The sequence below is a fragment of the Phenylobacterium sp. FG114 genome, from assembly GCF_057809855.1.
The window spans coordinates 159,512-180,867 of record NZ_JBMDKU010000006.1 but is presented as its reverse complement, the minus strand read 5'-3'; the positions used below and the strand labels follow the sequence as shown (position 1 = coordinate 180,867).

General features: G+C 69.6%; 17 protein-coding genes. 8 read left to right on the top strand and 9 right to left on the bottom strand.

Translation table 11 applies throughout. From position 1 onward, the window contains the following. Positions 1-35: 35 nt before the first annotated feature. Entirely contained in the window at positions 36-1,394 is a 1,359-nt protein-coding gene (locus tag ACODSY_RS12285) for a serine hydrolase domain-containing protein (RefSeq protein WP_488952034.1), read from the bottom strand. 104 nt (positions 1,395-1,498) lie between these two features. Between ACODSY_RS12285 and ACODSY_RS12280 the strand changes: the two genes are divergently transcribed. The 3 genes from ACODSY_RS12280 to ACODSY_RS12270 all read left to right on the top strand — a co-directional run bounded on the left by ACODSY_RS12280 (position 1,499) and on the right by ACODSY_RS12270 (position 4,247). Next, positions 1,499-1,990 (top strand): flavodoxin family protein, encoded by a 492-nt coding sequence (locus tag ACODSY_RS12280; RefSeq protein WP_488952033.1) that lies wholly within the window; start codon positions 1,499-1,501, stop codon positions 1,988-1,990. A 168-nt stretch (positions 1,991-2,158) separates the two neighbouring features. After that, on the top strand, positions 2,159-3,466 hold the full coding sequence (locus tag ACODSY_RS12275) for an aminotransferase class V-fold PLP-dependent enzyme (protein WP_488952032.1): 1,308 nt from the start codon (positions 2,159-2,161) through the stop codon (positions 3,464-3,466). Between the two features lie 67 nt (positions 3,467-3,533). Beyond that, entirely contained in the window at positions 3,534-4,247 is a 714-nt protein-coding gene (locus tag ACODSY_RS12270; protein ID WP_488952031.1) for a lysozyme inhibitor LprI family protein, read from the top strand. Positions 4,248-4,282: 35 nt separating this feature from the next. Here the strand turns inward: ACODSY_RS12270 and ACODSY_RS12265 are convergent, their stop codons facing one another. The 3 genes from ACODSY_RS12265 to ACODSY_RS12255 all read right to left on the bottom strand — a co-directional run bounded on the left by ACODSY_RS12265 (position 4,283) and on the right by ACODSY_RS12255 (position 8,097). Continuing rightward, positions 4,283-5,539 (bottom strand): serine hydrolase domain-containing protein, encoded by a 1,257-nt coding sequence (locus tag ACODSY_RS12265; protein WP_488952030.1) that lies wholly within the window; start codon positions 5,537-5,539, stop codon positions 4,283-4,285. A 102-nt stretch (positions 5,540-5,641) separates the two neighbouring features. Next, on the bottom strand, positions 5,642-5,959 hold the full coding sequence (locus ACODSY_RS12260; RefSeq protein ID WP_488952029.1) for a hypothetical protein: 318 nt from the start codon (positions 5,957-5,959) through the stop codon (positions 5,642-5,644). Positions 5,960-6,048: 89 nt separating this feature from the next. Beyond that, positions 6,049-8,097, bottom strand: a complete 2,049-nt coding sequence (locus ACODSY_RS12255) for a hybrid sensor histidine kinase/response regulator (protein WP_488952028.1) — start codon at positions 8,095-8,097, stop codon at positions 6,049-6,051. A 183-nt stretch (positions 8,098-8,280) separates the two neighbouring features. Here ACODSY_RS12255 and ACODSY_RS12250 point away from each other — a divergent pair, with 183 nt between their 5' ends. Together ACODSY_RS12250 and ACODSY_RS12245 are read left to right on the top strand one after the other, a co-directional pair. Next, positions 8,281-9,246 carry a sensor histidine kinase gene (locus tag ACODSY_RS12250; RefSeq protein WP_488952027.1) on the top strand — a complete coding sequence of 322 codons (966 nt, stop codon included), beginning with the start codon at positions 8,281-8,283 and terminating at the stop codon, positions 9,244-9,246. A gap of 142 nt (positions 9,247-9,388) precedes the next feature. Continuing rightward, positions 9,389-12,628 carry an autotransporter family protein gene (locus ACODSY_RS12245; protein WP_488952026.1) on the top strand — a complete coding sequence of 1,080 codons (3,240 nt, stop codon included), beginning with the start codon at positions 9,389-9,391 and terminating at the stop codon, positions 12,626-12,628. A gap of 142 nt (positions 12,629-12,770) precedes the next feature. On the opposite strand, the gene ACODSY_RS12240 is transcribed toward ACODSY_RS12245, so the two are convergent. After that, complete coding sequence (locus tag ACODSY_RS12240) at positions 12,771-13,331, bottom strand: hypothetical protein (protein ID WP_488952025.1); 561 nt, start codon at positions 13,329-13,331, stop codon at positions 12,771-12,773. A gap of 335 nt (positions 13,332-13,666) precedes the next feature. Between ACODSY_RS12240 and ACODSY_RS12235 the strand changes: the two genes are divergently transcribed. From ACODSY_RS12235 to ACODSY_RS12225, 3 genes are all read left to right on the top strand, one after another. Next, complete coding sequence (locus ACODSY_RS12235) at positions 13,667-14,659, top strand: hypothetical protein (protein WP_488952024.1); 993 nt, start codon at positions 13,667-13,669, stop codon at positions 14,657-14,659. A gap of 20 nt (positions 14,660-14,679) precedes the next feature. Beyond that, positions 14,680-15,798, top strand: a complete 1,119-nt coding sequence (locus ACODSY_RS12230; RefSeq protein WP_488952023.1) for a hypothetical protein — start codon at positions 14,680-14,682, stop codon at positions 15,796-15,798. Positions 15,799-15,993: 195 nt separating this feature from the next. Then, on the top strand, positions 15,994-16,686 hold the full coding sequence (locus tag ACODSY_RS12225; RefSeq protein ID WP_488952022.1) for a PEPxxWA-CTERM sorting domain-containing protein: 693 nt from the start codon (positions 15,994-15,996) through the stop codon (positions 16,684-16,686). Between the two features lie 38 nt (positions 16,687-16,724). Here the strand turns inward: ACODSY_RS12225 and ACODSY_RS12220 are convergent, their stop codons facing one another. From ACODSY_RS12220 to ACODSY_RS12205, 4 genes are all read right to left on the bottom strand, one after another. Continuing rightward, complete coding sequence (locus ACODSY_RS12220) at positions 16,725-17,435, bottom strand: glutathione S-transferase family protein (RefSeq protein WP_488952021.1); 711 nt, start codon at positions 17,433-17,435, stop codon at positions 16,725-16,727. 197 nt (positions 17,436-17,632) lie between these two features. Continuing rightward, the gene (parC, locus tag ACODSY_RS12215; protein ID WP_488952020.1) at positions 17,633-19,891 is read right to left on the bottom strand and encodes a DNA topoisomerase IV subunit A; all 2,259 of its coding nucleotides are present in this window, start codon (positions 19,889-19,891) and stop codon (positions 17,633-17,635) included. Between the two features lie 119 nt (positions 19,892-20,010). Continuing rightward, on the bottom strand, positions 20,011-20,730 hold the full coding sequence (locus ACODSY_RS12210) for a PEPxxWA-CTERM sorting domain-containing protein (protein WP_488952019.1): 720 nt from the start codon (positions 20,728-20,730) through the stop codon (positions 20,011-20,013). 105 nt (positions 20,731-20,835) lie between these two features. Continuing rightward, on the bottom strand, positions 20,836-21,270 hold the full coding sequence (locus ACODSY_RS12205; protein WP_488952018.1) for a hypothetical protein: 435 nt from the start codon (positions 21,268-21,270) through the stop codon (positions 20,836-20,838). Between the last annotated feature and the right edge of the window lie 86 nt (positions 21,271-21,356).

The following is a 21,356-nucleotide window of genomic DNA, read 5'->3' as shown; positions in this document are numbered from 1 at the left end:
GCCGCAGAGACGGCCTCACCCTGCGGCGATGGGGCCTACTTCGACGGGTCGATCAGCGCCTGGTACGTCAGCGTCCGGGCCATGGTCCCCAGGTCGTCGCCGCCGGTACCCCCCAGGCGCTGGACCATTCCGACGAAGATCACGTCGTTGGTGGGATCGACCCAGAACCAGGTGCCGGCCGCCCCGCCCCAGCTCATGGCGCCGTCGCCTTCCAGCGTGCCGGCCTCGCGCGCGTCCTTGATCACCATGAAGTCGAGCCCAAAGCCGACAGCCTCGTTGAAGCGGCTCACGCCGTTGCCGTTCGAAGCGACGATGGCGTCCTTGGAGATCACATTGGTGCCCATCAGCTCGACCGAGGCGGGCGACAGGAGGCGCACGCCGTCCAGTTCGCCCTTGTTGGCGATCATCTGGGCGAAGCGGGCGTAGTCCATGGTGGTGCCGACGAGACCGCCGCCGCCCGACTCCATGGCGGGCTGGGTGAGATAGGTCGGCATCGGGTTGCCGAAGAGGTTGATCGCTTCCTCGATCTTGCGGGTCTCACGGTTGCCGACGTAGACCGCCGCCAGCCGGCTCGCCTTGTCGGCGGGCACGAAGAACGCGGTGTCGTTCATCTTCAGCGGCTTGAAGATCCGCTGGTCCATGAACTGGCCCAGCGTCTGGCCCGACAGGCGTTCGACGATCGCGCCCTGGATGTCGACCGACGACGAATAGCGCCATGAGCTGCCCGGCTGGAACACCAGCGGGATCTGCGCCGTGCGATCGATCATATCCTTTAGGCCGTTGGCGCCCAGCACACCCTTCTCGCGATAGAGCTTATCCACCGGATGCTCGTCCTGCAGGCCGTAGCCGAAGCCCGCCGTATGGCTCATGACTTCGCGCATGGTCGGCGGACGCTTCATGTCCTCCAGCACCATCGTGCCGTCCGGATTGACCGTTTTCACCACCCTCAGATTCTTGAACTCGGGGATGTAGCGGGTGACAGGGTCGTCGAGGCGCCACTTGCCCTCCTCGAAGAGGATCATCATGGCGACGCCGGTGATCGGCTTGGTCATCGAGTAGATGCGGAAGATCGTGTCTTCCTTCATCGGGGCGCCGGTCGCCAGGCTTTGCTTTCCGTAGGTCTTGAACGCCACGATCTTGCCGTGACGCGCGAGCAGCGTGGTCGCGCCGGCCACGCGGCCTTGGGCCACGACGCCGGCCATGTACGCGTCCAGCTTGGACAGGCGGGCGCTGTCGAAGCCCACCGACTCCGGGCTCGCGGCCTTCGTCAACGAATGGGCCTTGGTGGCTGCGGCGGGCTTCTTGGACGTCTGGGCGAGAGTCGCCGTGGCCGGCGTCAGCGCGATCGAAGCGGCCGTCAGCGCGAGCGCCAGCCGGCGGGTGGTGCGAAGCATAGTGGGTCCCCTTCCCGAACAGTTGTTGGGCTTGACCTTAGGGGGCGCGGTTTTCGGCGCAAGCTCGGGTGCGTTTCAGTCCGGCAATCCGCTAGCCTGCGGCCATGAAGCGACTCCTCATCGTATGGCATTCGCGGACCGGCGCGGCGCGGGCGATGGCCGAGGCTGCGGCTGAGGGAGCGCGCGGCGAGCCTGACATCGAGGTTCGGGTCCTGCCCGCCGACGCCGCGCAGGCGGAGGACCTGCTGGCCGCCGACAGCTACCTTTTCGCCTGCCCGGAGAACCTGGCTTCGATGTCCGGGGCGATGAAAGAGTTCTTCGACCGCAGCTACTACCCGGTGCTGGAGCGGCTGAACGGCCGCCCCTACGCCGCGCTGATCGCCGCCGGCAGCGATGGGACGGGCGCGGCCCGGCAGATGGCGCGGATCTGCACCGGCTGGCGCCTCAAGCCCATCGCGGAGCCGCTGATCATCGTGACCCACGCTCAGTCGCCTGAAGCGATCCTGGCGGAGAAGACCCTTCGGGAGAGCGACCGAAACGCATGCGCCGACCTCGGCGCCAGCCTGGCCGCGGGCCTCGCGATGGGTGTGTTCTAGGCTTTCGTCCCACAGTCGGACCGGTCGGACGACACGTTCCGGAGTTGGTCGCGCCGCCCCCGGCCTTCATCGCACCTGCGCATCCCGCCACGGCCAAGCCTCGTAGTTAACCTCCGCGGGGCGGAACGTCGGACCGCAGCGGATGTTTAGAGGCGTGGAGGCTGGGCCATGGAGATCGGGCGGCGCGAATTCCTGACGGCGGGCGGCGTGGCGCTGGCGGCAGGATCGGCCGCGCCGGCCGTCGCCCAACAACCCGCCGCGCCGACGCGCACGCCGTTCGCGGCCAACGACTGGGCTCGGGTGCGGGCTCAGTTCGGGCTCAAGTCCGATCGGGTCGACATGTCGGCCATGCTGATCGCGGCCCATCCCAGGCCGGTGCGCGAGGCGATCGCGCGGCACCGCGACGCCCTGGACGAAACGCCCATCGAATACCTGGAGCAGAACAACCGCCGCCTGCAGAACGCGGCGCGCGAGAGGGTCGGCCGCTATTTCGGCGCGCCGGCCGCCGACGTGGCGCTGACGGACTCCACCACCATGGGCGCGGGCCTGGTCTACAACGGGTTGAAGCTGCGCCCCGGTCAGGAGGTGCTGACCACCTCCAGCGACTACTACGTCACCCACGAGTCCCTGCGGCTGGCCTCGATGCGCAATGGCGCCACGGTGCGTCGGATCCGCCTGCCCGACCCGGCCAAGGCCGGCGCCGGCGGGCTGGCGCAGGCGGTGGTGCGCGAGATCAAGCCGAACACCCGGGTCGTCGCCCTGACCTGGGTGCTGTCGTCCACGGGGCTGAAGATGCCGATTCCCGAGATCGCCCATGAGATCGCGCGTCTCAACGCCAGCCGCGCGGAAGGCGATCGCATCCTGCTGGCAGTCGACGGCGTGCATGGCTTCGGCAACCAGGACATGGGCCTCGCTGACCTCGGCTGCGACCTGTTCTTCGCCGGCTGCCACAAGTGGATCTTCGGGCCGCGCGGGACCGGGGTGGTGATAGGCTCGAAGGCCGGCTGGGCGGCGATGGCCCCGACGATTCCGACCTTCCTGGCCAGCGACGCCTACTCCGACTGGATCAGCGGCACGCCGGCCACCGACTGCACGGGCGCCCGTCTGACTCCGGGCGGCTTCAAGGCGTTCGAACACGTCTGGGCGCTGTCCGACGCCTTTGTGCTGCATGACTGGGTCGGCCGCAGGCAGATCGCCGAGCGCACGGCCGAGTTGGCCGAACAGCTCAAGGCGGGTCTGGCCGCCGCGCCGAACGTGACCCTGGCCACGCCCCGGTCGCGTGACCTCTCCGCGGGCATCGTCTCGTTCGAGGTGGCCGGCATGAGTCCGCGGCAGACCGTGGAGAAACTGCGCGAGTGGAAGATCATCGGCTCGGTAGCGCCCTACGCTCGGCCGCTGGTCCGTCTGACGCCGTCGATCCGCAACACGCCCGAGGAGGTGGAATTCGCCCTGAAGGCGATCCGCGCCATGGCCTGACGGCGGGCCTCCATCGTGCTAGTCTCATCGCGGGGAATTCGCCGCGGTTGGGGAGGCCGAGCGGTCAATGTTGGGGATCCAGCTTACGGCGCTGAGCGTGCCGGAACTGAGGCGTCTGCTGGGCGTGGCGCGCGACCGGGGACAGGAAACGCTCGTCCGCCAACTCGAAGAGGAGCTCGCCGCACGGCAGGGCCGCCTCACGGGCCAGGCCCTGCCGATCGCGGCGGCGCCCCTGCGGGCCGAGCCGACCACGTCCCGGCATGGCGCGCGCCGCAGCCGGGCTCCCGCGATCGCGATCGCCGGCGGCGCGGCCTTTGTCGGCGCGGCCGTCGCTTGGGGCCTGAGCCTCGCGCCGCCGCAAGACGTCCGCCCGCAACCCCGGTCCGTCACCCTCGCCGCCGGGGAAGCTCCGACGCGAGTGGCCGTCGCCCTCACCGAGGTCCGCCTGCCGGAGGAAGCGGCGGACCAGCCGATCGCACAGCCCGCGGCGCCCGGGCCGGACGACCCGCCGCCAACCTCTTCGCACTCAGCGTCGTCCGCACACAATCCCTGCTATGACCTGCCCACCGCGCGCGAACGGCTGGTGTGCGGCTATCCCAGCCTGGCGATCGAGGACCGGCGGATGAAGGCCGCCCTCGCGCGGGTGCGGGCCAGCGAGACGGACCCGGCGGCGGTCGACGACGAGCAGGCCGAATGGATGGCCGCCAGCGCCGAGATCTCGGACCGCCTGGTCCTGGCGCAACGCTACGCGCGCCGGGTCGCCGAACTGGAAGCCCGATAGGTGCGGGCCGCCGGCCCGCCAAAGGCGAACCGCGGCTAGTTCTTCGTCAGGTGCTCGGCCAGCGCCTCGTAGGCCGGGAGCGACACGCGATCCAGCGGACCATTGCCGTTGGCGGCCGTCGGGTGCGAGGCGAAGCGCGCGATCACCATCTCGGCCCCGGGGGCGACGTAGCAGACCTGGCCGTGGATCCCTCTGGCGCTGTAGGCGCCGAAGCGATTGTGACTCACCCACCACTGGTTGCGATAGCTCCACCCGGGCAGGGTGACGTAGCCGGCCTTGGCGAAGTCCTCCCGGCGCGCGCCGCCCGCGATGTCGGCGACCACGGCTTCGGGTACGATCTGCTGTCCGTTGAACGTTCCACCGCGCCGCATCATCTCGCCGAACCGCGCCAGGTCGCGGGTCGTCACGTTCAGGGCCGCCCCGCACATGGCGAAGCCCGTGCTGTCGACCATGACATAGCCGTCCTCCTCGGCCCCTAGCTTCTGCCAGATGCGCTCGGAGATCAGTTCGGCGAACGGCTGGCCCGCCACCCGCTGGATGATCCAGCCGAGGACCTCGGTGTTGCAGGTCTTGTAAGCGAACGCCTCGCCGTGCTCGCCCTGCTTCTTCAAGGTCTTCAGGAAGTCGAAGATGTTCGTGGGCCCTGCGTAGCCCTTCGGCGGCGGCGAGAAGCCCGCGGCGACGCCATAGAAGCGGACCTCCGCATCGGGGTCGACATAGTCCTCGCGGTAGCGGACGCCGGTGGTCATATCCATCACCTGGCGCACGGACGCATCGCCAAAGGCAGTGCCCGCAAGCTCCGGGACGTAGGCGGTCACCCCTGCGCCGGGGTCGAGCGCGCCCTCGTGGGCCATCATCGCCGCCAGCAGGCCGGCGAACGACTTGGTCACCGACATCGCCAGATGGGGAACGTGCGGCTGCAGGGCGCCGCGATAGGTCTCGTAGACGATCCGCCCCTGGTGCAGCACCACCAAACCGTCGGTGAAGTTCTCGTCGATCGACTCTGCCCAGGTCATGGGGCGGCCGTCCTGCGTGGTGAAGGTCACGGCGTCGAGGTCGTCACGTAGGGCGTAAGGCAGCGGCGCGGCGGCGGACGGCCCCCGGCGCACGACCGCAGAGGGACCAAGCTCGCGCTCGTGGCTGAAGCTCCAGCGAATATTCGGGAAGCGCCAGCTTGTCGTGTCGGCCGAGCGCACCAGCTTGTCTGCCGGCGGCGGGAAGCCTTGCATCACGCCGAGCTGGGCGGGATCCGTCGAGGCGGCAGTAGGCGCAGGCTGTGCGGAGTCGGGCATCGCGCGGTCCTCGAAGCAAGATGGGCCGTCATCCCACCCCCTTCCCGACGGAACCGCAAGGTTTGACGCCCCCACCCTGGGGTGGAGGCGTCGGACTCACCTCTAGCGGTAGTAGCGGTAGCCATAGTCGCGGTGCTGGCGCCAGTGGCGGTCGCGGCGGTTGTCGCGGCGGTCCCACTGATCCGGTCGGCCGTCGCGATCGCGGTCGCGACCCCACTCGGCGCGGTCGGGGATGCCGTCACGGTCGCTGTCACGGAAGCGGGCGTCGCGGTAGCGATAGGCGTCGCGATAATCGCGATGGTCGCCGCGGTCGTAGCGATAGTCGTAGCCGCCGCGATCGTAGCCGTAGGGCTGGGCCATCGCCGCGCCGGCGCCCAGGGTAGCTGCGGCGAGGGTCAGGCCAAGGACGATCTTCCTCATGCGGGTCTCCTTCATGTTGCGGAGACTCTAGCGCGTCGCATCTGAACGGCGCCGGGGTCGGTCGTTCAGCGACCCGACAGGTAGATGAATTAGGCGTGGCGCGCGACCGGCGCGGCTTCCGCCGGCGACACTGCGCGGGCGACGGCGGCCAGCAGCTGTTCCCGGTGGATGGGCTTGGCGACGTGGTCGTCCATGCCGGCCTCCCGGCACTGGGCCACCTGTTCCGGGCGAACGTCGGCGGTCAGCGCCACGATCGGCACGGCGGCGGCAGCCCCGTCGAGGGCGCGGATCGCCCGGGTCGCGGCCAGTCCGTCCATCCCGGGCATGTGGACGTCCATGAGGATCACGTCGAAGCCTCCGGCGCGCGCAGCCTCGACCGCCTGGGCGCCGCTCTCGACCGCGGTCACCTCGCAACCGGCCAGCGTCAGAAGCGCCTGGCCCAACTCTCGGTTCATGGGGTGATCGTCGACCAGGAGCACCCGGGCGGCCGTCGGTGAGGCGGCTGCGGGGGCTTCCGCTCTGGCTTGCGGCGGGGCAGCCGATTCCGCGGCCAGGGCGATCCAGAAGCGGGCGCCGTGCCCCAGCGCGCTGTCGACGCCGATCTCACCGCCCATCTGCCGGACGAGCGCCCGGCTGATCGCCAAGCCCAGCCCAGTGCCGCCATAACTGCGGCTGATCGAGCTGTCCGCCTGGGAGAAGCGCTGGAACAGGCGCGCCTGCACCTCCGGGGCGATGCCGATCCCAGTGTCCTCGACCTCGAAGCGCAACAGCCCGTTAAGCGGGTCGATCTCGAGGCGCGCCGTGACCCCGCCCTTCGCGGTGAACTTCACGGCGTTGGCCAACAGGTTGAGCAGGACCTGGCGCAGGCGCCCCTCATCCAGGACGAACGCCGAATTCTCGTCGCCGTCGACCTGGACATCGAGCGTCAGGCCCTTCGCCTCGGCGGTGGGGGCCACGATCGCGGCGGCGTCCCGCAGGATGGCGGCGGGCGAGGTCGCGGCCAGGCTCAGCTCCAGCCGGCCCGCCTCGACCTTGGAGAAATCGAGCAGGTCGTTGACGAGATCGGCGAGCGAACGCCCCGCGCGACCCACAAGGTCGAGGCGTCGGCGGTTCTCGTCAGAAAGGCTGGGATCGTCGGCGACCAGCGAGGCGAAGCCAAGGATGCTGTTCAGCGGCGTGCGTATCTCGTGGCTCATCGTGGCCAGGAATTCGGACTTGGCCTGGCTGGCGGCGCGGGCTCGAACCTCGGCGGCGCGGGCCGCGGCGGTCTGGCGGAGGAGCAACGCCTGCAGCCGGGCCTGGCGACTGAGGGCCAGGGCGGCGGTCATGCAGACCGCATAGAGGATCAGATGGAAGAGCTGAGCGGTGCGCAGGGGCGCCATCGCCGCTTCGGGCTCGAGGCCCGTCCGGGCCAGAACAGTCGGGATGGCGACCACCAGAGAACCCAGCACCAGCATGGCGGCGGCGCGCGGCCCGCCTCGGAACACCGCCAGCAACGCCGGGGCGAACAAGAGGACCTGGAGCGGCGTATCGACGGTGAACACCGCAATCGACGTCGCCAGCACGACGGCGATGCTGGCGGCCGTTTCACCGGCCCTGGCCGGGAAGGCGCGGCGGTGGCGCGGGTCGAGGAGGATGAGGATCGTAGGCAGCACCAAGGCAACGCCCAGGGCGTTGGAGACCGTCCAGCCGAACCAGCCCTTCAGGCCCCAGCCTCCGGCGAGGCCCGCAAGGCCGCTCACGAACGGCGACGTCGCTGCGGTGAAGGCGCCGCTTACCAGCGCCAACCACAGCAGCCCGCGCATGCTGCGGATCCGGATCGGCACATGCAGCGCCCGGACCACGATCGCGGTCGCCAGCGCCTGCAGCGTGTCGAGCGCCGTCACCGCGAAGACGAACGGCGCGGCGTCGGGATTGAACTGGACCGCGAGGTGGATCACCGCGGACAGGGCCAGCAGGATCATCGCGCCCCGCCGCGAAAGGGTCAGCAGGCCGGCGATCAGCACCGCGTTCGGCGTCCAGATGACCGGCAGGTTGGAGGGGCCAGCGACGGCCAGACTGTAGGTCGTGGCCGCGGCGTAGACGGCCGCCAGCACGGCCAGCCGCCGTCCCTCACCGCGCCAAGGGCTATACCCCACGTCCTGCTCCCGTTTCGAGGCGGGCAGCCTAGATCCGAAAGGTCGGCATTCGGTTAAATCTGGGAAAAATCCTTCCGCAACGTCAGGTGGCGGCCGCGTCGTTTCTGCAGGGTGCGTAATCCGCCCGATTCCGTAGAATGGCGTTCGAGGAGGCGCCGCCCGGACGTGCGCCGGGGAGCTTTCGTGACCGATTTCCTGGTGCGGCGGATCGCGCGGCAGCCGCGCAGCCCGGCGATGCGGATCGCGCTGGGGCTGGGCCTGGCGGCGCTGGCGCTGGGGATCCGGCTCGGCCTGGCGCCGTGGATCGGCCTTGGTGCGCCCTTCGCGGCCTTCATCCTGGCGGTGCTGGTGGCGACGGTGTTCGGCGGCGTGACCGCCGGCGCGGCGAGCGTCGCGGCGTTGGCGGCCGGCGGCGTGTTCCTGCTCGAACCGCAGGCCGGCCAGATGGTGGCCACCCGCCGGTTGGTGCTGGGCGTGGGCTTCTTCCTGGCGAGCAGCGGCTTCGTGATCTGGGTCGTGACGCTGCTGCGCGCGGCGTTGGCCCGCGAGATGGCCGCGCGCGAGGGCGAGCGCCTGCTGAAGCTGGAGCTGCACCATCGGGTCAAGAACACCCTGGCCGTCGTCCAGTCACTGGCGGACCAGACCTTCCGCGGGGCGAGCGATACCGAGGCGGCGCGGCGCGACTTCGCGGCCCGGCTCTCGGCGCTGGCCGACGCGCACGACGTGCTGGTGGACGCCGGCTGGGGCGAGGTGACGCTGGAGGCGCTGGCCGGGCGGGCGCTGGCGCCGTTCCGGCCGAAGGCGCCCGGGCGGCTGCAGCTCGAGGGCGGCCCGGCGCTGCTCGCGCCCGAGGCGGCGGTGGCGGTGGCGCTATGCCTGCACGAACTGGCCACCAACGCCGCCAAGCACGGGGCGCTGTCGGGCAAGGACGGCGAGGTGCGGCTGAGCTGGCAGGTGGAGACCACGGGGCCACGGCGGCGGCTGACCATCGAGTGGCGCGAGACCGGCGGCCCGCCGCCGGCGCGCACGGAGCGCCGGGGCTTCGGTTCGCGGCTGCTGAGCCGGGCGCTGGCGGCGCAGCCCAACGCCGAGGCCAAGCTGAGCTTTCCCGCCGGCGGCGCCCGCTGGCGCGCGGCGTTCGACCTCTAGCCGGCAGCGACCAATTGTCCGGCCGGGGCGACGCCCGCCTCGGGCGGCGGCCGCCAGCCAATTTGCCGCACCGGCACGGTAACGCCTGCATTAACGATGCGACCCTAGAGCGGCGCCCTGGTTTTCTCGGGGGTCGTTCCAAGTGCGTAATTCTCAATTCGTGGCGCGCCGCAACCTGGCGCTGGCGGTGATGGCGAGCACGGCGCTGGTGGCGCCGTCGGCGGCCCTGGCGCAGAGCGTGGTGCTGGCCGGCGACTACCTGAAGATCGGCGTCAACGAGAAGGGCACGCTGGGCACCGGCGGCTCGACCCGGCCGGGCATCCTCTACGACGGCACGGGCACCGGCACGTTCAACCCTAACTACGACTACCTGACGCCGGGCACGCCGCAGGAGGCCTTCGTCCTGGTCGGCACGACCGGCGGCGGCGCATTCACGGCCACCAACAGCAACGCGGCCCTGGGCTCGGCCTCGATCAGCGGCGCGCTGACCAGCTACAACGGCGTCGCCTACAACGGCACGACCTTCGACCAACGCGTCGTGTGGACCGGCACCTACGGCTCGACTCTGGCCGTCACCCACGACTACCGCTTCAACACCAACGGCCAGCAGCTGCAGATCGACACCACGATCACGGCGCTGACCGACATCACCGGCCTGTCGTTCGTGCGCCTGACCGACCCCGACGCCGTGGCCGCCGCCGGCGACACCAGCGCGACCAACAACTTCCAGGGCTCGGGCAGCATTCCCGCCACCGACCTGATCTACGGCGAGGCGACGGTCTCGAAGTACGTGATCGGCCTCTACTCCACCGACGCCACGCCGCACCTCACCGCCGCCCCCGGCTTCACCGCCGCCCCGGCCGGCTACCTGGCCGGCACGTTCCTGGGCAACGGCGACTACACCCTGGGCATGGCCTTCAACATCGGCAGCCTGGCCAACGGCGCCTCGATCAACCTGAACTACAACTACATCTTCGGCACCGACATCGCCGCCGCCGTGGGCGCGGCGGGCGGCGGGTCCCCTGCCCCAGCCGCCGAGACGCCACCGCCCCCGACCAACATCGAGGCCGGCAAGACCTACTCCGCCGAAGACCTCACCAGCGGCAAGGTGAAGCCCGTCTTCGAGGGCGGCACCCTGACCATCGGCGCAACCGGCGAGGTGGCCACCGACATCACCGTCATGGCCGCCGGCGGCGGGATCGACACGGCCGGCCACGACCTGACCTTCGCCGGGACCGTCACCGGCGACGGCCGGCTCAGCAAGCTGGGCGAAGGCGTCCTCACCCTGAAGGGCGTCAACACCTTCCAAGGCGTCACCCTGGCCGGCGGCGTGCTGGCCATCGAGAACGAGACCAACCTCGGCGCCGCCAGCGCCCCCCTGGTGATCGCGGGCGGCACGCTGCGCGCCGACGCTCCCCTCACCCTGACCCGCAAGATCGACCTGGGCGGCGACACCATCCTGAGGCTGGACACGCAATCCAACAACGTTGTCCTGGGCGGCGAGATCGTCGGGGGCGGCGCGATCAGCAAGACGGGCTCGGGCACGCTGACGCTGTCGCAGCCCAGCACCCTGAAGCTGCTGGACATCAAGGGCGGCGACGTCGTCGCCGGCGCGCCAGGCTCGTTGGGCGCCAGCGGCGGCCAGATCGTGCTGAACGCCGAGACCGGCCTGATCCTCACCAGCAACATCGTGATCGACCAGGCGGTGACCATCGCCGGCGCCGACACCCGCTTCGACACCGGCGCCAACCAGGTGACCCTGATGGGGCCGGTGAGCGGCGACGCCTGCTTCACCAAGGTGGGCGCGGGCAAGCTCAACCTGCTGGGCGCGGGCGGCAACGCCATCGGCGCCTGCGTCAAGGAAGGCCAGCTCAGCTTCAACAGCGTCTTCGCGGGCGACGTCTTCGTGAGCCCGGGCGCCACGGTGGGCGGCAGCGGCCTGATCCAGGGCGCCGTCAAGGTCTCGGGCATTCTGTCGCCCGGCAACTCACCCGGCCGGCTGGTCGTCGCCGGCAGCCTGACGCAGGACGCCGGCTCCAGCCTCCTGATCGACATCGACGGACCGACGCCGGGCGTGGGCGCCGGCCACTACGACACCGTCGTCCTGACGGGCGCGGGCAGCGTGTTCACCGCCGCCGGTGCGATCGCGCCGATCACCCGCGGCATCACCGGCGACGCCACCAACAGCTACACGCCCCGGATCGGCGACGCCTTCGCCGTGGTAACCGCCGAGGGCGGCGTGACCGGGACGTTCTCCACCCTGACCCAGCCCGCCGACGGCATGCCGGCCAATGCGCGGTTCGAGGTGGTCTACCAGCCCAAGGCGATCGTGCTGGCGGTGACGCCGCAGCGCTATGCGGCGCTGAGCCTCGCCAACGGCAACGCCGAGGCGGTGGCCGGCGCGGCCGACACGCTGCGCGCGGGCGGCGCCAACAGCTTCACCGGCGGCCTGGTCGGCCTGAACGAGGCCCAGATCGCCGGCGTCTTCGAGCGCGCGGCGGGCGAGATCCACGCCGACACGGTCGATGCGGTGCTGACCTCCAACCGCGGCTTCCGCGCCGAGGTGGGCGAGCGCCTGGCCGCCCGCGAGGACGGCGTCTGGGCCCAGGCCTCGGCCGAGACCCGCAAGGTGGGCGCCGACGAGACCGCCGGCCGCTTCCGCACCGACCGCACCGGCGTGGTGGTGGGCGCCGACCGCTGGATCCGCCCGACGATCCGCGTCGGCGGCGCCCTCGCCTACGCCGAAACCGAGGTGAAGGCCGGCGTGCTCGGCCAGGGCCGCACCTTCAGCTACCAGGGCCTGGCCTACGCCGGCTGGCGTTCCGACAGGTGGTACGTCAACGGCGTCGTGGCCAAGGGCTCCGACGTCTACAAGGCCGTGCGCGGCGCCGCCTACGCCAAGCCGGAAGGCAGCTCGTTCGCCGCCGACCTGGAGGCCGGCCGCGGCTTCGACCTGGGCCCGGCCTCGCTGACCCTGGCCGCGGGCCTGGGCAAGGACCGCATCCGGCGCGACGCCGTGGTCGAGGCGGGCGACCCGGTGGGCGGGCTCAGCTTCGACAAGGCCGTGCACAACGCCCTGCAGGGCCGCGTGGGCGCCCGGATCGAGGGCGAGGCCGGCGTCGGCGGCGCCAAGGTGACGCCGTGGGCCCAGGCCTTCGTGCTGCGCGAACTGGACGCCGATCGCACCGAGCTCACCGCCCGCCTGCAGGGCGCCGCCTTCGAGGTGGCCGCCACCGCGCCGGGAAAGACCGCCGTGCGCCTGGGCCTGGGCTTCGACGCCGAGGTCAGCCAGCGCGCCCGGCTCAGCTTCGGCTACCGCTACGAGGGCAGCCGCGAGGCCCAGAGCCACGCGGGGATGATCACGGGTAGCTGGGCCTGGTAGGGCGCGTCAGCGCCATCATCAGGAACCACGAAAAACACGAAAGGCACGAAAAGGCAGGCGAAGGCGGCGCGGTCCGGGAGGGGCGGCGCGCGTTCGTGTCTTTCGTGGTTTGGAACAGCTGCGCTGCGCGCGGGCTCGGCCGTCAGGCGGAGTCCTGGAAGTCCGGATCGTCGGGCCCGGCGCGTGACGCGGGGGCCGCGCGCGGCGGGACATCCCAGGGCTCGGGATCCTTGCTCTCGTCCAGGATCTCCAGGACGCGGTCGATCAGCGTGTCCTCGGACACCTCCAGGAAATCGTCGTAGTCGGCGAGTTCGATGAGCAGCTCGGTGACCACGGCCTCGTCCCAATCGACGCCCTCGCGCTCGAAACGGAACCGGGACGCCGCGCAAACCTTGTCGATCCGCGCGCGCTGCGCGGCCCTCAGCGGCCGGACGTCCGGATAGAACGCAGCCGGCCCGGGCGACGTCGGCGCCGGGACCTCGCGCGGGGCCTCGCGTTCGCGGGTGAGCTTGGCCTTCAGGGCCACCGTCTGGCGCAGCGACCGGCTGACCCGCTGCCAGGTGCGGCCCAGGCCGTTGATCTCGTCGGCGTCTTCGGCCGCCAGCAGCTTGGCCTGGACATGCTTCGCCACCGCCAGCTCGAGCTCCATGGCCACGGCCAGCACCTCCTCCTCGCGGGAGATCGGGGCGATGTCATCCGACATGAGCCGGAGGGAAACATGGCTGTGCGTCAGATGCGGTCGTGCAGGGAGTGCGATGCCCTGCTTTTCTTGAGCCGGCCATCCATTTCCGGAGCGTCGGCGGCGCTCGCAGGACAATCGGCGCCGCCGGTTGGATGGCCGGCTCAAGGCCGGCCGTGACGAGCATCGAGTGGTGGGTTCAAGTCGGGGCGCGGAGTTAGGTGTGGATGCGCCCTCACAGCTTCTGATTGTCTGGATGTACAAGCTTGCCTAGGGTTACAGCGTTATCGAATCGTGACGCTGGGGGGGCTTAGCGAGTGGATCGGCGGGGATATGTCGTTACGCGCAATGACCACGCATTGTTCCCCCGGCAGACCCAGGAAGAGATAGAGCGTCGCGCTCGAGCCGTCGTCGAGCATATCGAGGCTGCACAGGGGATTCAGATCCCCGCGGTACGGTTCGCAATCCGTGCCGCGGCGCTGGGCCTTCAAACACCATCGGCCATCGTCTCGTCGATCTTTCGGGGCCAAGAGACGGCAACCGTCCGCATACTTGTCGTCGCCGGCAAGGTTGCGATGCCGGTGCTCCGCAAGGCTTTCGACGGCAACGAACTGCTGGTGGTTATCGAGGAGTCTCCCACGGCGCATGGAATCGAAATCCATCCTGGATTCTCACGGACCAGCTGCCGGATCGTCGCCCACCCCAACCGGTCAGCGCGCCTGATCGAGGACCTGATTATTGACGTGTCGGTCGGCACCTACTTCCGCGGCCGCGCACCGCTGGCCAACTTTATTGATTTGGGTGGCGGGCTCGCGGCGCTCTACGCGCGCAAGCTTCGCTTCGCACGACGGGCCGGGATGCTTCGCGGGCCGACGACCGCGAAGAACTCCGCGACCTATGTCATGTTCTCGATGCTTAGCCCTGCGGCCGATGGGGAACTCGCGGCACGCGCTCAGGACGCCTTCGCCACTTGGCAAGAGTTCACGGAGACGCTCACACCCCTCGCGCTGCCAATCGATGGCGAACCCCTCGTCATTGATGATCCCTCCGGCACCTTCCCCTTCGCACAGCTTCAAACCTTCGGCGCACAGCTCTCGATTCGCAGCGTGCGGACGCTGCTAAACGCGCTGTCACCCGGCTCCTACGTAATGGCCGTGCTGCGCTCCGCCTCCGCAGTGCGCAAATCACCCGAGCTTCGCGATCAGATACGGGGCATTTTCGGAGAGAGATCACGGATAAACAGTCTCAGAATCTACTCATATGACCAATACCTTCCGAACCTTCATACCCTCCGCGAACTGAGCAAGTCCGGCCACATCGTCTTGGTGCACTTCGTACTGAATAACACCTAACCTCATTTGGACGGGTCAACATGGCAGAGAGCTGGTGCGGCTACATAGACATGTTGTCTACGCGCGCGATCGCGCAGCGCAGTCCTCAAGAATTAAACACAACTCTCTCCAATTTTCATGCGGCTCTTGAAGCTGCATTCGAGCATTTTGAAACTGGAGAGTGTTGGGCCTTTAGCGATGGCGCATTTTTCCGTTGCGAATCCGAAACTGACTTTTTCGATTTCTATCGACGTGTGCGAAACGATCTGTTTCAGCAGCAGATTTTCTTCCGATGTTCCTTTCTAAGGGGTGAAATCGATGTCGTTGAAAGGCCGGAGGTGGTGCAGAAGAAGGCGTTGGCGTCCGGTCGAACGCGCCGCTTCTTCTCAATGACGTTCACCAAGGACGCCGCCGTCGCCTACAAGCGAGAAAGCGAGTTCAAAGGCATCGGGTGCACGATAGATCCCGGGATGAGCCACGCGGGGGCCAAGTCAAACTTGGCGACGACCTACTTCATTGCACAGCAAAATGGCTCTGTGCGCGCGGTCAAGTCAGTCGATGTGACTTTCGGCGCGCAGGAGCTCGGCCGGACCGTAAGTGGCGAGTCCCCGCCGGTCGGCGAGCGGAGACTCTTCGACGCAATAGTCGACGCTTGTCAGGTGTCGCTGTCGCTTTCAGAGCGCGTTGGAGCTTACTACTGCACGCCCCTCGTCACAGCGATCCGCTCCCTCGATCTGCGCCGAGTCGATTTCAACGAAGGCCGCTGGATCGACGCCCCCTACGTCTTCGAAGAGCTCATCGCCGGACCTGTACCCAAACAACTTCGCCACATGCCCGGCCTTCATTTTGTGCTGCTGAGTTGTTTCGACCGCCTCTATGCGCAGCGTGGAACGGTTCCGCCGGCCGTTGAACGGCAGGTACTTCTTCAGATGGCCAAATTCCCTCAGTGCTTCCGGCGGCTCGACGAAGTCCCCGACTATGTCATCTCACACGAAGCACGCAGCCGTCTGGTGAAGCTGCATGTCGAGATGGAGAAGGAGTTGGAGCGGACGCGGCGGGCGGAGGCCGTGGAGCGGCTGAAGCGAAAGAAGGATGCGACCCAGAAGGCAAAGGTGCAAAGCGAACAGAAGTCTCGCGTTGTGCCTGTTCGCGACACATAGTCGTCTCACGCTCAGAAGTGGGTCTTCCCGACGTCTGCGCTGGGTCTAAACCAGCGCTGCAGCGGCCGGATGCGCCGCCACAAATCCCCACCGAACGCGGAACAACGAACGCCGTTCCCTGGTTGCCCATGGTGAAGGCGTCGCGGGGTGCGGCGCGGGGCGGTCCGTTGCGGGCCGTTGGTGGAGGGAACGATCATGACCAAGCGTTGGATGGGCGCGCTGCTGGGCGGCGCGTGCGTGTTGGGGCTGGGCGGCGGTGTGGCCCAGGCCGAGGTGTTCGGCGGCGTGGACTTTCCGGGCGGGATAGGCTCGTTCGCCGACGCGGTGGTCTCGTATCAGCCGGGGCTGGAAGGGCTGTCGCCCTCGGCGGGCTTCCAGGGCGCGTTCAACGCGCTGGGGGCGCCGGATTATTCGGGCGCCAATTCGTGCGCGACGACGGCGGCCTGCGACTTCGTCTCGCTGGGCGTGGGCGGGGCGCTGGTGCTGCGGTTCACCGACAATGTGCTGACAGGATCGGGCAGCGCGGCCGACGACCTGTGGATCTTCGAAATCGGGCCCGACGTGGAGGACACGAACGTGGACGTCTCGACCGACGGCCTGACCTGGTTCTCGGTGGGCGCGGTGACGGGCAGCACGCGCGGGATCGACATCGACGCGTTCGGGTTCGGGACCAGCTCGGCCTTTTCGTTCGTGCGGCTGATCGACGTGGCGGACGAAGGCGCCACGAGCGGCGGATCGGTGGGCGCCGACATCGACGCGGTGGGGGCGATCTCCACGCGGGCGGTGACGCCGCCGGGCATCCCCGAGCCGGGGACCTGGGCGCTGATGATCCTGGGCTTCGGGATGGCGGGCGCTGGGGTTCGGGCGCGGCGGCGGGCGGCGGCTTAGCCGGCCACCGACCCGGGGGCGTCCGAGCCCCCTCCCCGCTAGGCCTCCGCCTTTTCCATCGCGGCCTTGGCAGCGGCCATCATCTTCTCGAAGGCGCCGGAGCGGATGAGTTCGCGGCGTTCTTCGAGGCCGCGGTGGAGTTCGACCAGGACTCGGGCGGCGGGCTCGTGGCCCTGAAGGGCGGCCCAGTAGGCGGCGACCTTGGGGTTGGCGGGAATCGGGTTGTCGACGCCGGTGGCTGGCAGGACGTTCTCGATCATGAACAGGGCCGGCGTGAGCGCGCAGTCGGCCATGGTGAGGCGGCCGCAGCAGGCGTAGCCGTCCGTGCCGACCATGCGGTCCAGCGCCTTGACGTTGCGGACCACCTGGCCGCCCAGCAGGTCGACGACGCCCTGGTCGCGATTGGTCGCCCGCGCCTGGGGTGAGAGCATGAACATGTTGTTCATGAGGTAGATGTCGCCGAGGCGCGCCAGGGTGCGGATGTGGGCGGTCTCGCGGGGGGTTTTCCCGAGCAGGCTGGGCTGGGGATAGACCTCCTCCAGGTACTCGGCGATCACCTCGGACTCGGGCATCAGGTCGCCGTCGATGTCGAGCACGGGGATGCGGCCGATCGGATTCCTCTGGCGGAAGGCCGGCATGCCGAAGTCGGCCGGGCGCTCCAGCTCGATGTCGGTGATCCCCTTGGCGTAGATCTGCATCCGCACGCGGGCCGAATAGGGGCTGAGATCGCCGGAGTAGAGCTTCATCATGTGGGGGCGCTTCCTTTGGTGTTTGGGCGAGGGAAGCACGGATTTGGGGTGGGCACGAGGGAGTGCGGCCGCAGCGCCCCCTCCACCGCCCACCGGGCCGCGCGCGGCCCGGCGCTTTCCTGATTCAGCCCACCCGCCAAGCGGGTGGGTGGGGTCCCCCTCCCCCGTGAACGGGTGAGGAGCTGGACGGCAGCCCCCTATTTCGGCCGGAAGCGCTTGGTGGCGGGGAAGCCCTTGGGGGCGAGCTTGCCGGCGCCGGCGCGGCGGCCCAGCCATTCGCGCCATTCGGGCCAGGCCCGCGTGCGGCCGCTGGGGTCGACGGTGGTCATGCCGTCGTCGGACTTGAAGGCCGAGGCGTCCTTGAGGCCGCCTTCGCGGTAGGACTGGAGCTTCACGCCCTTGCCGCGCGGCATCTCGGGCAGTTCGGCCACCGGGAAGACCAGCAGCTTGCCGTTGTCGCCGATGACGGCGAGCTGGTCGGCGTCTCCCAGAGCCAGGCAGACGGCGGCGCCCTCGCCCTTCTTTGAGGGATCGCCGGCGTTCAGCACCTGTTTCCCGGCGCGGCGGAAGGCGATGGCCTCCTCCTCGGGCAGGATGAAGCCGTAGCCCTGTTTCGAGGCCAGGACGCGCTTGGTCCCCGGCCTGTGCGGGAAGACGTCGATCAGGCCGACCTTGTCGTCGAGGTCGATCATCAGGCGCAGCGGCTCGCCGTGACCGCGGGCGCCGGGCAGGTTGTTGCAGGCGAGCGTGAAGAAGCGGCCGTCGCTGGCGAAGATCAGCAGCTTGTCGGTGGTCTCGGCGGGGACCAGGAACTGGAGCTTGTCGCCCTCCTTGAACTTGAGTTCGGAGGGGTCTTCCACGCGGCCCTTGGCGGCGCGGATCCAGCCGCGCTCGGAGAGGATGACGGTGATCGGCTCGCGCACGATCATGGCTTCCAGGGCCGCCTCGGTGTCAATCTGCGGCGCCTCGGCGAAGGTGGAGCGGCGGACGTTGAGGTCGGCGAGCTGGGCCTTGGTGTCGCGCAGGCCGGTGGCGACCAGCTTCCACTGGGCCTTGTCGCTGCCCAGCATGGCGACGATGCCGTCGCGCTCCTCGGCCAGCTCGGCGTGCTCGCGGCGGATCTCCATCTCCTCCAGCCGGGCCAGCTGGCGCAGGCGGGTGTTGAGGATGGCGTCGGCCTGGATCTCGCTGAGCGCGAAGGTCTCGATCAGCTTTTCCTTGGGCTTGTCCTCGTAGCGGACGATGCGGATCACCTCGTCGAGATTGAGGTAGGCGATCATCAGGCCGTCGAGGATGTGCAGCCGCGCCTCGATCTTGGCCAGGCGGTGGCGGGCGCGGCGGACCAGCACCTCGCGCCGGTGGGCCAGGAAGGCGTTCAGCGCCTGCTTCAGCCCCATCACGCCGGGGGTGCCGCGGGCGTCCAGGACGTTGAGGTTGACGCTGAAGCGGGTCTCGAGGTCGGAGAGCTTGAACAGGCTCTCCATCAGCACCTCGGGCTCGACGTTGCGGCTCTTGGGCTCGAGCACCACGCGGACGTCCTCGGCGGACTCGTCGCGCACGTCGCCCAGCAGCGGGGCCTTCTTGCCGTCGATCAGCTCGGCCAGGCCCTCGATCAGCTCGGCCTTCTTCACCTGGTAGGGGATCTGGGTGATGACGATCTGGTACATGCCCTTGCCCAGGTCCTCTTTCTCCCAGCGGGCGCGGACGCGGACGCCGCCACGACCGGTCTCGTAGGTCTGCAGCAGGCTGGACCGCGGCTCGACGATGACGCCGCCGGTGGGGAAGTCCGGGCCTTGGACGTGGGTCATCAGGGCCTCGGTGGAGGCCTCCGGGTCGTCCAGCAGCAGGAGGCAGGCGTCGATCAGCTCGCCGGCGTTGTGCGGCGGGATGGACGTGGCCATGCCGACGGCGATGCCGGTGGAGCCGTTGGCGAGCAGGTTGGGGAAGCCGGCGGGCAGGACCACGGGCTCGTCGTCGGAGCCGTCGTAGGTGGGCTTGAAGTCGACCGCGTCCTCGTCGATGCCGTCGAGCAGGAGCGTCGCCGCGACCGTGAGCTTGGCCTCGGTGTAGCGCATGGCCGCGGCGTTATCGCCGTCGATGTTGCCGAAGTTGCCCTGGCCGTCGACCTGCGGATAGCGCTGGGCGAACTCCTGGGCCATGCGGACCAGGGTGTCGTAGATCGACTGGTCGCCGTGCGGGTGGTAGCCGCCCATCACCTCGCCGACCACTTTGGCGCATTTGCGCGCGGCGCTGTCGGGGTTCAGGCGCATCTCGCGCATGGCGTAGAGCACGCGGCGCTGCACGGGCTTGAGGCCGTCACGCACGTCGGGCAGCGCGCGGTCGGTGATGACCGAGAGCGCGTAGGCGAGATAGCGGCGGGAGAGCGCTTCCGAGAGCGGCTCGTCGATGATGCGGTCGCCGTCGCCCGATCCGGGCGGGGTGGTGTGGACGGTCATCCGGGCTCTTTAGCAAGGCGCGGGATTCGCCGCGACCGCACGGGGCGCCGCAGTCCACAGGAAGTCTCGGCGGGAAGCTCGTCATGGCCGGGCCTGTCCCCGCCATGACGAGCCCGAGATCAGGCCGCGACCAGCGCCTGGCGACGGCGCAGGGCCGCGCCGGCGGCGCCGAAGCCCAGGATCATCAACGCCCAGGCCGAGGGTTCCGGCACGCCGGCCGGGACGCCCGGCGCGGGGCTGACGCTGAAGCCCGCGACGTCGAAGGACGCGCTGGTGTAGAGCGCCCGCGCCGCGGCGTCGTCGAGCACGTACTGGAAGCCGCCGTAGATGGCGAAGCCCGGCAGGTCGTCCTGCGAGAGGGCGCCCAGGGTGTGGTAGTCGGGCCCCGCCAGGTAGTCGAGACGGGGGGCCGGGCCGAACGTGCCGATGGTGTTGCCGCCGAACTCGACGCCGGCGCCGTTGCCGGCCGCCTGGTGCTTGAAGCCCTCGTAGACGCCGTCGTCATACTGGCTCTGCTCGCCGCTCTCGCCGCCGACGGCGAACGCGAACCCGCCGATGGTGATCAGGGCGCCGACGGGCGAGAACAGGCCTTCGCCGGTGACGTAGCTGTTGATGTCGCCGAGGAAGAGGTCGCCTGGCTGGGCCAGGTCGTCGTCCCGGCTGAAGACGGCCGTGAAGGTCTTGCCGCCCAGGTCCCCGCCGCCAAACAGCCCGGCGCCATCGAAGCCCGAGGCCACGGTGCCGGTGTAGGTATAGGTGACCACGGCGGCGGCCGCGGGCTGCGAAACGGCGAGCGCCGTCAGGGCGGCTGGCAGGGCCAGCCACAGGTTGAGTTTCATGACGTGTTGTCCTTGTCGTTGAAGGCCCGCTTGGTACGAGCGGGGCCTTGGGCGGACAATGCGCAAGACCGCAGGACCCCCCTGCGGTTTTGCGTGCGTCCGCGCTCAGAACGGCAGGGGCTGCAGGTCGGGCGGGGTCCAGGCGCGGCGGGCGGCGGGGCTGAACAGCAGGTCCCTAGACCAGTGGACCAGCAGCCAATCGGAGCGGCCCAGGGGCCCGGCCAACAGCTCGGCCAGGGCTTCGGACAGGCCGACGTGGGGCCGCGCCGCCAGATGCGCGCGGGCGGCGCGCAGCGAGGCCAGGGTGATGGTCGCGTGGTAGCCCGAGCTGTCGGTGTTCTCGACGCCGGTGGCCTCGTTGTAGGCGCGGATCAGGCCCGGCATCTGGGCCTCCGCCTCGACGCCCTCGCGGGTCAGCAGCCAGAAGGCGGCGGCGAAGTGGGCGGCGTGGGTCCACTCGGACTTGGGCAGGCTGCGGTCGGCGACGCCCAGCCCGATACGGGCGATGTCGGCGTCGGTGAGGTGGCGGTGGGGTGGCATGGAGAGCTCCTGGGACGGACGGGGCTCGGCGGGGCTGCGCGCAGCAAAAACCCCGCCGGAGCGGGGTTTGCGAGGCTTGCCGTAGG